Annotated in this window: 13 protein-coding genes; 6 read left to right on the forward strand and 7 right to left on the reverse strand. The window is 45.2% G+C overall.

All coding sequences use genetic code 11. The features are described 5' to 3' along the window. Positions 1-74: 74 nt before the first annotated feature. Both ACBR23_RS02575 and ACBR23_RS02580 read right to left on the reverse strand, forming a co-directional pair. Entirely contained in the window at positions 75-3,194 is a 3,120-nt protein-coding gene (locus ACBR23_RS02575; RefSeq protein ID WP_371114216.1) for an efflux RND transporter permease subunit, read from the reverse strand. A gap of 378 nt (positions 3,195-3,572) precedes the next feature. Then, the gene (locus ACBR23_RS02580) at positions 3,573-5,363 is read right to left on the reverse strand and encodes an efflux RND transporter periplasmic adaptor subunit (RefSeq protein ID WP_371114215.1); all 1,791 of its coding nucleotides are present in this window, start codon (positions 5,361-5,363) and stop codon (positions 3,573-3,575) included. 382 nt (positions 5,364-5,745) lie between these two features. Here ACBR23_RS02580 and ACBR23_RS02585 point away from each other — a divergent pair, with 382 nt between their 5' ends. Together ACBR23_RS02585 and ACBR23_RS02590 are read left to right on the forward strand one after the other, a co-directional pair. Further along, a complete protein-coding gene (locus ACBR23_RS02585) occupies positions 5,746-6,843 on the forward strand; it encodes an AI-2E family transporter (RefSeq protein WP_371114214.1) in 1,098 nt (365 codons plus the stop codon). A gap of 221 nt (positions 6,844-7,064) precedes the next feature. After that, positions 7,065-8,135, forward strand: coding sequence for an ABC transporter permease (locus ACBR23_RS02590; protein ID WP_371114213.1), 1,071 nt, complete (start codon positions 7,065-7,067; stop codon positions 8,133-8,135). Positions 8,136-8,339: 204 nt separating this feature from the next. Here ACBR23_RS02590 and ACBR23_RS02595 read toward each other — a convergent pair whose 3' ends face one another. After that, positions 8,340-8,549: a CsbD family protein gene (locus ACBR23_RS02595; RefSeq protein ID WP_341735485.1), complete on the reverse strand. Its 210-nt coding sequence runs from the start codon at positions 8,547-8,549 to the stop codon at positions 8,340-8,342. A 116-nt stretch (positions 8,550-8,665) separates the two neighbouring features. Then, positions 8,666-9,493, reverse strand: coding sequence for a PHP domain-containing protein (locus tag ACBR23_RS02600; protein WP_371114212.1), 828 nt, complete (start codon positions 9,491-9,493; stop codon positions 8,666-8,668). A gap of 394 nt (positions 9,494-9,887) precedes the next feature. Here ACBR23_RS02600 and ACBR23_RS02605 point away from each other — a divergent pair, with 394 nt between their 5' ends. Then, positions 9,888-10,232 (forward strand): hypothetical protein, encoded by a 345-nt coding sequence (locus tag ACBR23_RS02605; protein WP_371114211.1) that lies wholly within the window; start codon positions 9,888-9,890, stop codon positions 10,230-10,232. A 12-nt stretch (positions 10,233-10,244) separates the two neighbouring features. Here the strand turns inward: ACBR23_RS02605 and ACBR23_RS02610 are convergent, their stop codons facing one another. Continuing rightward, positions 10,245-10,712: a hypothetical protein gene (locus ACBR23_RS02610; RefSeq protein ID WP_341735482.1), complete on the reverse strand. Its 468-nt coding sequence runs from the start codon at positions 10,710-10,712 to the stop codon at positions 10,245-10,247. Positions 10,713-11,008: 296 nt separating this feature from the next. On the opposite strand from ACBR23_RS02610, the gene ACBR23_RS02615 reads away from it, so the two are divergent. After that, entirely contained in the window at positions 11,009-11,380 is a 372-nt protein-coding gene (locus ACBR23_RS02615) for a VOC family protein (RefSeq protein ID WP_371114210.1), read from the forward strand. Between the two features lie 172 nt (positions 11,381-11,552). On the opposite strand, the gene ACBR23_RS02620 is transcribed toward ACBR23_RS02615, so the two are convergent. Next, a complete protein-coding gene (locus ACBR23_RS02620) occupies positions 11,553-11,843 on the reverse strand; it encodes a hypothetical protein (protein ID WP_371114209.1) in 291 nt (96 codons plus the stop codon). Between the two features lie 24 nt (positions 11,844-11,867). Further along, complete coding sequence (locus ACBR23_RS02625) at positions 11,868-12,554, reverse strand: phosphoribosyltransferase (protein WP_371114208.1); 687 nt, start codon at positions 12,552-12,554, stop codon at positions 11,868-11,870. A 76-nt stretch (positions 12,555-12,630) separates the two neighbouring features. Here ACBR23_RS02625 and ACBR23_RS02630 point away from each other — a divergent pair, with 76 nt between their 5' ends. Next, the gene (locus ACBR23_RS02630) at positions 12,631-13,308 is read left to right on the forward strand and encodes a uracil-DNA glycosylase family protein (protein WP_371114207.1); all 678 of its coding nucleotides are present in this window, start codon (positions 12,631-12,633) and stop codon (positions 13,306-13,308) included. Positions 13,309-13,442: 134 nt separating this feature from the next. Beyond that, complete coding sequence (locus ACBR23_RS02635) at positions 13,443-13,652, forward strand: hypothetical protein (protein WP_371114206.1); 210 nt, start codon at positions 13,443-13,445, stop codon at positions 13,650-13,652. Positions 13,653-13,656: the final 4 nt, after the last annotated feature.

The following is a 13,656-nucleotide window of genomic DNA, read 5'->3' on the forward strand; positions in this document are numbered from 1 at the left end:
CGCCGCACTAGGGAATTATTTAACCTTACTAGAACACAGAGGACACAGAGCCTTGAATAGGACGGAATTGCTGACTACAAACGAATAGACGATCGCGCTTTCTTGGCTTTTTCCTTGTTACCCCGCACGAGATTAAAAATCCAGATTTGGAAACCATCCATATAGGTAAAAATCACCGGAATCACCACCAAAGTCAAGAGAGTGGAAGTCATCAAACCGCCAATTACCGCCATCGCCATGGGGCTGCGCACCTGAGAACCGGCACCAAGTCCCAGGGCGATGGGAATCATCCCAGCAATCATGGCGATGGTTGTCATCAAAATCGGCCGCAAGCGCGCCACCCCAGATTCCAGCGTCGCTTCATACATCGGCTTTCCTTCCTTCTGATTCAGAATTGCGTAATCCACCAACAAAATCGAGTTTTTCGTCACAATTCCCATCAGCAAAACGATCCCAATCAAAGCGTAGAGCCCCAAAGACTTCTGGCCCACCAGCAGCCCCAGCAAAGCACCCCCGATCGACAAAGGTAGGGCTGCCATAATAGTTATCGGATGCAGAAAATTCGCAAACAGCAACACCAACACAGCATAAATAAACAAAACCGCCGTTCCCAAAGCCCCCGCAAAACCACTGAAGATATCCTGCATCACCTTGGCATCTCCCGAAGATTCCTGTTCAACCCCAGGCGGCAGAGGATTCATTGCAGGCAGTTTTTTCACCGCAGCCAAAGCTTCTCCTAAAGTAGTACCGGGCAACAAATTGCCCTCTACAGAAACTTGGCGAGCTCTGTCATAGCGATCGATCTGAGAAGGCCCGCTACCCAAAGCAATATCAGCCACTGCCCTCAAAGGCACCAAAGTATTATTTTTACCCGGTACTTGGAGACTCTTAATTGTTTCAACATCGCTGCGAAACTGTGGTGCTAACATCACATGAATCGGAATTTGTCTATCTGGCAAATCGAATTTAGCCAGATTTGAGTCAATATCTCCAATGGTTGCCAAAGATGCAGTACGAGCAATTTGTTGTACAGATACACCCTGATCCGCTGCCCGATTTGGGTCAGGTTTCACCAAGATTTCTGGCTTCACCAAACTCGCGGTAGATTGCACCTCAATCAATCCCGGCAACCGACTCATTTGTTGAGTAAGATCGAGGGCTGTTTTCGTCAAAGCAGGAGCATTTTCGCTTTTAAGGACGATCGACATTTGCTTCCTCCCCCCCACTCGCCCTTGGGAAAAACTGAGCCGCACACCGGGAACATCCGTCAGTTTCGGCCGCATTTCCTCTTCAAACTGCTGTTGCTTAATCCGTTTGTTCGCAGGTTTGAGTTTGACATAAAGAGTCCCTGTATTCACACCACTAGCACGGGCAGTACCCCCGCCGGCACCACCAGAAACTGTCGGAGAACCTTCTGTCTCTAAAACACTTTCCACCGCAGGATGGGTGAGTAACAGTTTAGTTGCCTGTTCTACTGCTACATCCGTCTGCTGTAAAGTAGAACCGGGAGGAAGTTCAATGGAGACAGTCGAAAGTCCTGTATCATCGCGATCGATAAACCCAGTGGGAATGTAAGGTATTAACTGAACGCTGCCAAAAAACAAAGCTAAACCTAAAATTAGGACGATCGCCCGATGTTTCAGCGACCAAGTTAAAAGCCGGCGATACTGATAGGATAATTGGTCTTTTTTTAACTGTTGTTGATGGTGGCCTTTATCCTTAAACAAATAAGCCGCCATCATCGGAGTCACGGTGCGGGCTACCAGCAGCGAAAACAAAACCGAAGCGGAAACCGTCACCCCAAAAGGTCGAAAAAACTGACCCGGAATTCCCGGCATAAAAGCCACCGGTGCAAATACCGCGACAATCGTCATAGTAGTAGCAACAACAGCCAAACCAATTTCAGCAGAAGCATCCAAAGAAGCTTGATAGGGAGTTTTCCCCATCCCGACATGGCGTTCGATATTTTCAATTTCCACGATCGCATCATCTACCAATACTCCCACCACCAGCGCCAAGGCCAACAAAGTCATCCCGTTAAGGGTATAGCCCAAAAGTCGGAGCACCACAAAAGTAGGAATTGCCGACAGCGGTAGCGCCACAGCAGCAATCAGAGTTGCCCGCCAATCCCGCAAAAAGATTAAAATAGTTACTATTGCTAAACCAGCCCCCAAAAACAAAGCATCAACAGAAGCTTCATAGGAATCGCGAATGTGGTCTGCTAGGGTATAAATAAGCTCCAACTTGACATCAGGCGGCAAAGTCTTTTCCAATTTTTTCACAGTTTCCCGCACTGCTTCTTCTACAGTTACCAGAGTGCTGCCGGTACTGCGGAGGATGGAAAAAGCCACTACAGGTTTGCCATTAAGTCGCGCCGCCTGACGCGCCTCTGCATAGCCCTCAGTCACTTCTCCTAAACTGGTGAGAGGCACAAAATCACCTTTAGGTAAAGTAATTTTATAGGTTTTGAGTTCATCCAGAGTTTTGGCACTACCGAGGGTGCGAATAGTTTGCTCTGAGTTACCAATTTCCGTGCGCCCACCTGGTAAATTGATATTAAAATTGCGAATTTGGTCATTTACTTGGGTAGCTGTAATCCCAAGACTTTTGAGTTGTTCCGGGTTCAAATCTACTCGAATATCCCTGTCTCTACCTCCAATCCGCTGCACTTGAGCCACACCTTTTACCGAGAGGAGGACGCGGCTGATGTTTTGGTCGATTAAATCGCTTAACTGTTCTACAGATTGACGCTGGGAAACCACAGCATAGGACATAATGGAACTGCCGGCAAACTCAACCCGCTTGACTACAGGATCGTTAATATCTTGGGGCAGACTTTGGCGAATTTGGGCGATCGCATTGCGGACATCATTGGTAGCGCGATCGCTATTAGTTCCCAACAAAAAGTTAACTGTAGTATTGGAAGCACCATCATTAACGGTGGAGATAATGTGGTCAATATTACCCAAACCAGCAACAGCATCTTCGACCTTTTTCGTAACTTGAGATTCCAGTTCCGCTGGATCTGCCCCCGGTTGGCTAACAGATATCGACACCGAAGGAACATCGATATTCGGGGAATCATCAATGCCCAAAACCGGAAAAGATAATAAACCACCTATTGTCAAAATTAAGAATAAGACAATAGTAGGAACTGGTTGTTTGATCGACCAAGCTGAAATATTAAAAGACATAATGGGGAATGGGGAATGGGGCATTGGGCATTGGGCCGAAGAGCATTGGTAATAGAGTTCCTGCTTTCTTCCGCTTTCTCTCTTCTTTCTTCTCTTCCTTTGCGTCCTTCGCGCCTTCGCGGTTCGTTCAAAAAAAGTAATACTGTAGGGTGCGAAGTCCGCACCTTACACTTACTAACTACTGACTAATGACCCTTCGACTACGCTCAGGGCACCGCTACTAACTAATGACTACTGACTACTGACTAATGACTACTGACTACTGACGACTGACGACTGACTACTGACGACTGACGACTGACTACTGACTAATGACTACTGACTACTGACTACTGACTACTGACTACTGACTACTGACTACTGACTACTGACTACTGACTATTTAACAACCTTAACCCGATCGCCATCCTTGAGATAACCAGCCCCAGCAACCACCACGCGATCGCCAACCTTCAAACCCTTTTTAATCTCCACCTTAGCATTAGTCAAGTCACCAACAGCCCCCCCAGAAATTGCCCCAACCTCCACAGATTGAGCCTGCACCTTATCCTCACCAACCAATTTATAAACCACAGCACCACCATCAGCTTGCGGTAAAATAGCCTTAGCCGAAACCTTCAAACCTTGAGCCGTTGCTGTAGCAATCGCAGCCCGCAAAAACATTCCCGATCGCAAAAAATCACTTTCAGGCAAATCTATTTTCACTGTAGCTTGGCGATTTTGAGGGTCAACCAGAGGCGAAATATCTCGCACAGTTCCTGCTAATTTAATCCGCTTGTCAGAATCAGAAGTAATATTGACAGCAGTGCCAGGGCGTACCTGGGAAAGTTGAGTTTCCGGCACTTTTAATTGCAATTCCAGCTTGTTTCCCCGAATAATCGAAAACAGTTTTTGGCTCCCGGAAGAAACATCCCCCACTCTACCAATTCTTTCCGCCACAGTGCCGCTATCCGGTGCGCGAACTACAGTTTGTTCTAATTGAGTTTGTAACTGTTTGACTCGCGCATCATTGCTCCGAACAGTAGCAGCATTGTTTCCGACATTGGCTCTAGCGCTGCTGACACTTGAACCCGCCGTGTTCACTTTCGCACGAGCACTGCTGAGGGCTGCCTTAGCTGTATTGATATTAGCCACCGCATTCGCTACTTTAGCAAGAGCCGATCGCACTTCTTCCGCTGCTTTATTTTGTTCTTCCAAAGCTCGATTTAAATCAGCTTTAGTTTTGTTCAAATCTTGAACAGCCGTTTGCTGCTCTGTTTTACGTCTTTCTAATTCTTGCTGACTAATTACTCCCTGAGATGCCAAATCTTGGGTACGATTTACCTCTCTTTGGGCCTGTTCTAATTTAGCCTGAGCAGAAGCAATGCCCGCTCTAGCTTGATTAACACCAGCTCTAGCTTGATTAACACCAGCTTGAGCTTGGCCGACACCTGTTTTGGCTTGCTCTGCGTCAGCGATGGCTTTTTCCACGCCAGCCTGAGCTTGAGCAACGCCGGCTTCGGCTTCTTCTTGGGTAGACTGGGCTTGCTGCACCTGAGCTTGGGCTTGTTCTACGGTAGAAGTGGCAGATTGTACTTTAGCAACAGCTTCGGAAATTTGCGATCGCAACACCGAGTCATCCAAAACCGCCATCACCTGACCCTTTTCTACCCTATCTCCTTCCGCCACCAACACCTGCTTGATTTGCAAGCCATTAGCTTGTGGGAGTACCGGCAGTAAATCGTAGGGGGCTACAGTGCCCGTTGCTTCTAGAGTTTGAGTCACCTGAGCCGATTCCACCGGTGCCACTGTCACAGTCTGAGCGATCGGTGCTTGAGTTGCCGCTTTTGCGGGAGCAGCCGGAGGTGCACTGGGGCGTGGGATCAGGTGCACTGCCGCTAGTGTAGCAGCTACCCCAATGCCTACCCCTGCCAACACCCCTGGCCACTTGATGCCTTTGCTGGGCGCAGATGCTGTTTCTTCCCCTTCCCAAACTGCTGATTCCTCGGTATCCATTTCTGGAACTAAAAGAGAAATTTCGGGTTCATCTTCCTCAGAGGCGAATTTCCGGCGAGACTCGTCTTTGATGCTATCTTCGTACACGATCGCCGCTTCGTTGCTATCGCGATTGTGGTGTAGGTGATGAAGGGGTTGCGTTTCTTCCGCTTCTGAAATAATTGGATGGGTCACAGTAGTTCCTCCCGCCGGTATCAGCCTTTGGTTTTTTATATTGTAAAGAAAGATTGCGTTCTTAATATCTATTTCATTGTAACGGAGGTGGTCAACAGTACCGCGTCCTCCCTTTGGATGACTGCGGTCTAATTTTGGGTTGCCGCCTTGGAGAAAATGACTGCACGCATCGGGAGCTTGTAGCTGGAGGCTTGATTGTCACAGGGAGTCGATCGCCCTAACTTCTGTTTCCAGGAGCCGTTTGGCTCTCACCAACTCATCAATAATCCGGTAATTCTCATGGGGAACTGATTATTATTGTTAGTTTATATTTCCGATGTTTAGTGTAGAATATGGCACATATACCCCAAAAATTGTGCCAGTTTAATTGACAAAAATCCCAATGAATAGCCTCTTTTCTCCCGCTCAACAGTTTCTAATCACTTGGCTGCTAGTGCTAGTGACAGGATGGTTTACCCTAGCTGCTATTAATTATGTGGGAGAATTGGTCAGCATTTTGGTAACGGCGGGACTGATTGCCTTTTTATTGAATTATGCAGTAGTAAGACTGCAAGTATTTTTGCCACGGGGAGTAGCTGCGGCCCTGGTCTATTTAACTGCTGGTTTGTTATTAGTAGTAATTGGTTTAACTATTGTACCACCGGTGTTTAGCCAAGCCAGACAGTTGGGGGCTAGACTCCCGGAATTGTTGGAGTCTGGCCGACAGCAGCTAGGTGAATTCCAAACTTGGAGTGCCGATCGCAATTTGCCTTTTAACGTGGAAATTTTGGAGCAGCAACTATCTGCTAAAGTGCAAGAACAAGTACAGGCGATCGCGGGTACTGGTTTAGGCTTAGTTGTCGGTACGGTTAACTGGTTTTTGGATTTAATTCTAATTCTCGTCATTTCCTTTTATATGCTCCTAGACGGACAAAGAGTCTGGGGTGGCTTGACAAGTATTTTTTCCCCAGATATTCGCTATGTTTTAACTGACACTTTGCAGCGAAACCTCCAGCGCTTTGTATCGGGACAGTTGCTGCTGGGACTATTTATGGCCACAGCACTGACTCTGGCTTTTTGGTGGTTGCGAGTCCCATTTTTCCTGTTATTTGCGGTATTTATAGGATTAACAGAAATAATTCCCTTTATCGGTGCAACTTTGGGAATTGGAGCAGTTAGTATCATTGTAGCATTTATTGATTGGTGGCAAGCCCTGCAAGTCTTAGCAGTGGCGATCTCCCTTCAGCAAATCAAAGATAACTTAGTAGCTCCTCGCATCATGGGAAATCTCACAGGATTAAGCCCGGTAGTTATTTTCACAGCCTTGTTGCTAGGAGGTAAAGTGGGAGGATTATTGGGAGTTATCCTGGCAATTCCGTTAACTGGGGTAGTAAAAAGTATAGTAGAAATTGTACTCAACCCCAAATTACCACCGCAAACAGGCTCCTTTTTCTACAATCCCTTTAGGGACGAAGAATTACAGCAAAATGATATTCATTAGTCATTAGTCAGTAGTCATTAGTCAGTAGTCATTAGTCAGTAGTCATTAGTCAGTAGTCATTAGTCATTAGTCATTAGTCAGTAGTCATTAGTCATTAGTCATGACTAAACTAACAAATAACAAATAACAAACAACAAATAACCAATAACAAATAACAAACAACAAATAACCAATAACCAATAACCAATAACAAAAGTTAACCTTCAATAATTAAAAAAACTATGAAATGGTGGCAAAACCTGAAACATAATCCTCTAGCTAAGTTTGGAGCAGTGTTGCTATTGATTTTTTACACCGTCGCAATTTTAGCTGATTTTGTAGCACCTTACGACCCCTACGACTCTCTATTAAACGCTTCCTTATTGCCGCCGACGCAGATTCATTTCACCGCACCAGACGGGCAATTTATTGGTCCCCATATTTATCCTACTACCCAAGGTTCTGTGGATGTAAATACAGGCGATCGCAAAGTAATTGTAGACACCCGCAAACCCTCCCCTTTGGTTTTCTTTACCAAAGGTTATCCCTATAAATTGTTCGGAATTATTTCAGGCGATCGACACCTATTTGGTGCTACGGGAGAAGCCAGAATTAACCTTTTAGGCACGGACGAACAAGCTCGTGACCAATTTAGTCGCTTAGTACACGGCAGCCGCATTAGCCTCAGCATCGGTTTAGTAGGAATAGCAATTTCTTTTCCTTTGGGATTGTTAATCGGAGGAATTTCTGGTTATTTTGGGAGTTGGATTGATAGTGTTTTAATGCGCTTTGTGGAAGTATTGATGACAATTCCCGGTCTTTATTTATTAGTAGCATTAGCAGCAGTTCTACCACCGGGATTGACAAGCGCTCAGCGATTTATCCTGATTGTCATTATTACTTCATTCATCAGTTGGACTGGTTTAGCGCGGGTAATTCGCGGTCAAGTGCTCTCCATTAAACAACTAGAATTCGTCCAAGCAGCGAGGGCAATGGGTGCAAATCCACTTTATATTATTGTCCGTCATGTATTGCCCCAAACTGCCACTTACGTGATTATTTCTGCTACTTTATCCGTGCCTAGTTTTATTGTAGCGGAGTCAGTTTTGAGTTTGATTGGGTTGGGAATTCAACAGCCCGATCCTTCTTGGGGAAATTTGCTCTCCCTGTCTACTAATGCTTCAGTTTTAGTATTGCAACCTTGGTTAGTTTGGCCCCCAGCTATCTTAATTATTCTCACGGTTTTGGCGTTTAATTTATTGGGTGATGGGTTGCGGGATGCTCTCGATCCCAGAAGCGCTCAAAGAAATTAAATCAAGGGCATTGGGCATTGGGCATTGGTGAAAACTTAAGACTGAAACCCACAATAAATGTGGCTTTATTCTCGTTCCTAGGCTCTGCCTGGGAACGCATATTTGAAGGCTCTGCCTCCCGTTTTCCTCCCCAAGCGAGGCAGAGCCTCTGGATATTGGTTCCCAGGCAGAGCCTAGGAACCAGTTGCGCCCAAACTGTATTTTCTACAACTTGTCGATCGCCTTTTTCGCCTTGTCTGTCACATTTTTCACGGCATTTTTCAGATCTTCTGCTGCATGGCGGGCGGCAGCTTCAGCTTGTTTTGCCTTACCTTCAACCTGGTCTTTTTTGTTGCCTGTGATATTGCCGAAAACTTCCTGAACTTTACCTTCTACATTTTTGCCGATCGCCTTTGCTCTATCTTCTGTACTCATAGCACACTCCGCTAAGCAATTTAATGTTTTTACTATCTTACTACTATTTACTAAGTCGTTCACTTGAAATTCACATTTATTTATATAAATTTATCGGCAAAATTCACCCTGAAAAACTACTTCAAACTGGCCGCAGCAACTTTAACTGGTTCTAGCAATTCTAAAGGTAAATGCAGCATATTTAAAGTAGTGCTATCAGTGTTTTTTCTTTCAGGATCGGGGCCGTGATAGTCGCTACCACCTGTCATCAACAAACCGTAGTGCAAGCACAAATCTTGCAATTTTTGAATCTGACTGGAACTGTGGCTGGGATGGTATACTTCCACTCCCATTAAACCCGCATCTACTAATTCTTTTAAGACTTCTTCCACAACTCCGCCCCGAAATAAATAAGGGTGAGCCCACACTGGTACTGCGCCACTACTCCGCAATAAATCAATACCTTCGACGATGGAGAATTTTTCGTAACGAACGTAAGCTGGCCCACCATCTCCCAACCACCGATCGAAGGCTTCCCGCGATGATTTGGCATAACCTGCTGCTACCAATGCAGACGCAATATGAGGTCTTCCTGGTGCCATACCTGGGGACGTTTTTGGTAATGCGATCGGGTATCCCATGGCTGCTAATTTGTCCACCATTTCTTGCGATCGCCTAAACCGTCCTTCTAGGCGATTGTTCAAAGGAACGCGCAGCTTATTTGCATCGGGATAAAAACCTAAAATGTGCAAAGAGCGATCGTTGTGGACTGTACTAAGTTCTACTCCGGGGACTATTTCTAGATTGTACAAAAGGGCCGCCACAAAAGCTTCATCCCAACCAGACATAGTATCGTGATCTGTGATAGCCAAAGCGCGAACCCCTGACGCAGCAGCCGCCGCGACGAGTTCCCCAGGGGTGAGAGTACCATCCGAAAAAGTTGTGTGACAGTGGAGTTCTAGCATATTGACCTGATTAACGAAGAATTTTCGCGAACTTTACGGAAACTGCCCAACTTATCAAGTATAGCTTTATTCTCAACTCCCCAGCCCTCAGCAACTCCCAAAACGTTGAGGACGTTTTTAATTGCTCAAAGCATTGGTATTGCTGCTTCTTCCTTCTTCCTTACTGCATACATCGCAGCTTAATCCTTGTGCCAGTTGGCAAATTGGCTAAATTCAGCCGCGGCTGCTTGTACTTCGCAAACAGTCTCAAGCCCTACCCCACAAGGCATAGAGTGCAATCGAGTGTCAGAGTCGATCGAGCGAAAAACTGTGATGGTTGGGATAGTGTCATTTTGCTGTCACTAACACACAGGGATTTTTTCTAAAGTAACAACATGACATTCAGGAACTACTTATGATTTCTACTCTTTGCCTCCCCGAAACTTCTCTTAAGTCTAACCAAGTTAATGCCCATCGTAATACAGTTGATTCCAATAGCAACCTAGAATATTGTATAGCCGCTGCTTGGGTAGACTTAGTAGGAGGAGACTACAGTAGTTTAGGAGGAGATGATTGGCTGGCGATATGTGGCGATATTGATGAAGGCGAACTTTACAAAGAATGGTTTGTGTGGCAAGATAGCGAAGTGACCAAAGAATGGGAAGCTTTCGATCCGATTACTAATTATCGCATCGTTGCACCTAGCCGAGCCATTTTAATTGGTCAAATCGATCGCATCGAAGCTACCAGAAAAATCTAATCTGTATGCAATCTAGGTTCCTTGGACTTTCAGTTTTTCCCGCTCCAACTTGCGTTGTTTCAATGCTTCCAGATTTTGCTTGATCGAGTCGATCGCAATTCCATTCCCCTGCTGTTGGTAAAATTCACTGGCAGTAATTAAATTCTGCACAGCAGCATCATCAGAACGCAAATTAGCAACAGCCAAACCCCGATTGTGGTAAGCTTCTGCCAAAGTAGAAACAAGTTGTAAGGCGCTGGTAAATTTGTCTTGAGCTTTTCGATAATTTCCAGATTTATAGGCCTCAATCCCTTCTTGGTAATAAACAGAGGCCTTGCGGCCAGCATCCGTAGCCGGAAATTCTGGTAAACTTAAAATGGGTTCTTGAAACAGTACAGAAACGCTACCCTTACCGAAGTAAGCCCAAGTCATTGTTCCTAGGCCAATCCCCAGGACGGCAACAATGATGATAGACAGAGCAATAAAATTGGTGGTTTCCATCGAACAATATTTGTCGTATTGCAATATGATAAGATATATTTGAATTTTTGCAACAAGGGCTGGCCGAAATTACCAAAGAAATGGGTTTAAAGGCCCGTCCTTGGCTTGAAGGCTTTTGTTTGAGATTTGTGTTAGCTTTCATCAAGACGACAGGTAAGAGCGGTGTATAATATATTCAGAGCGATCGCCTCCCTTACCGTACCTGCAAATTCTGACACCGCAACCAACGCACAAACTCAATAGAAGGATTTTAAGTATAATAATATGCAAAACCACCGATCGCCATCAATCATAATATGAGTTTCCTCTACAGCGCCGCCCTAGTAACTTTAGCAGATATCGACAAGGAAGTTCTAGTTAAATTTTACACAAAATTTCTCGACATCGAGCCGAATCCTTACATTCCTAATACTTATGCTGAATTTCAACTACCGGGTTTAAGATTAGGCATATTCAAACCCAAAAATTCCCACAAAGCTGAATTTTTAGGTATCGGAAAAGCAGGCATGAGTTTATGTTTGGAAGTCAGCGACATCGAAATGGCGATCGCCCGAATTTGGGCCCTAGGATGTCCGCCCCCCGGAGAAATCATTAAAGCTAGTCACGGTTTAGAAATCTACGCCTTCGATCCCGCAGGTAATCGCCTAATTTTACACCAACCTAATTAGCAGATGACCGAGATAAAACTCCTCTGTAATAACTTGAATAAAAAGTTTACTGTATAAGCATTCTTCCTTCTTCCTTCTTCCTTCTTCCTTCTTCCTTCTTCCTTCTTCCTTCTTCCTGAATTTCCCCCCTTGGGGGGGGCTAGGGGGGGTTCTTCTTCCTTCTTCCTTCTACTTATCTAATCAATTCAGCAAAACTATAAAAACTGATAATTAACAATAAAAGTGCGGTGATATGAGTTAGCTGAAATTGAGGGCGCGGGCCCAGGGATTCTCGCACTAAAATTGAAAAAGACGAACCAATTATATAACTTAGAGACAAGGCTAAATAGGGCCATTGCCCTGTGAAAGTCCATAACCCCAACAAAATCATCGCTAAACTCAACATCACCAACTCAACAAAGCGAGGAGGATTGTGCTGACTAGATAGAATCAAAGTATCCAACCAATATTGCCAAGGTCTCATTTATTAGCGATCGCACTTTTGGATTTAGCCTTCTAGCTTAACTGACGATCGCCATTCACTTTGTTGCATTAAACACGCTAAGGCAACTTCCGTCTCCACTTGCGGAAATTCCGCGTAAAAGCGACTGACGCTATAAAAAGGGTCTGGGGTTTCTAGGACGATGTGGCGATCGCACATTTCCTCCAAAAATTCTAGCAAATCCTGCGGTGCAACCGGCACGCAAATCCACAAAGCCATCGGCTGCTGAATCCGCAAAGCCTGCGCCGCCACAGCCATCGTCATCCCCGTCGCAACCCCATCATCCACCAAAATCGCCAAAGCCCCCGCAGCGCTAACATTTGGACGTCCCGGAGACAAATCTGCCAGTAGAGATTGGGCGCGATCGAGAGCCTGCTGGAGTGCTAAAGTTTGAAAAGACAAATTGCGTGGCTTTTGTTGCCACACCACTTCCCCATCAGCAGTGGCAGCCCCGATCGCGTATTCTAAATTATCAGGACGAGTAATTTTCTTCGCCACCACCACATCCAAAGGACAACCCAACAAACGGGCAATAGGTACTGCGATGGGCAAACCACCGCGCGGCAAAGCATAAACAATCGGTTTCACAACCTCTGGCGAGGTTAAATTCAATTTTTCGAGCTCTGCGAAAACTGCCGCCGCCAGTTTTTCACCAGCATCAGCGCGATTATCAAACAACGGGCTAGAGAACATATTCCTACCTGTAGGAGCAAACGCGATCTAAACTATAAACTCTAGCTTCCCAAAAATCTCCCTGATCTTTAAATATATGTCAAGCGACTTGCAACTCAGCCTTTTTGACAACAGTCAAAATGTCTCTTTCCAAACAGACTCAATACCGACAAATGCCAAAATTCCCATTCCTCCCGGCACTTATCAAAACATCGAGGAAATAGCCGAACACTGCAACCGCTGTCACCGCTGCGAATTAGGCAACAGTCGCACTCACGCTGTCATCGGGCGCGGCAATCCCCAAGCAAAAATCTTGATTGTCGGAGAAGCGCCCGGACAAAACGAAGACGAAACCGGATTACCATTCGTTGGGCGATCGGGTCAACTTTTAGATAAGATTTTAGAATCAGTAGGACTGAATACAGAAACCGACGTATTCATTGCCAACGTCATCAAATGTCGCCCCCCCAACAACCGCCCTCCGACAGTCAAAGAAATAGAAGCCTGCAAACCATACTTACTCGAACAAATTCGCATATTAGACCCTAAAATTATCTTATTAACAGGTGCAACAGCCCTCAAAGGTTTGCTTAGCGATAAGCGGCCGATTAGTAAAATTAGAGGTCAATGGATTGAATGGGAAAATCGTTTGTGTATGCCAATCTTCCACCCATCTTATCTGCTGCGAAACCCCTCGCGCGAACCCGAAACTCCGAAATGGTTCATGTGGCAAGATATGCAAGCAATCAAGGCAAAATTGGATGAATTAAAATAGCAATTATAATATTTTTGTTCGTTATTTGTAGGGGCGGGTTTCACTAACAATCTCTGATTTTCACCCACAATCTCAAAAACCCGCCCCGGCATTTCTATCTATTCACAAATTCGCGCCAAGTAAAAATCCGAATTATGGTTTTATCTAATATTTTCAGTGAAACTCCTATCAATAGACAAGAAATTCCTCAAGAACTATTAGACATTGAAGATAAACAACGTACTAATCCACTTCCTTGGAAAGGGCAATTTTCCCCCCAGTTTATCGAAACTTTGATTCATAAATATGCCGATAAAAATAGTGTGATTTTCGATCCAAGAATTGTTGCGAATATGCAGCCATGACAGT

Source organism: Microcoleus sp. (assembly GCF_041354475.1).
GTDB lineage: Bacteria > Cyanobacteriota > Cyanobacteriia > Cyanobacteriales > Microcoleaceae > Microcoleus.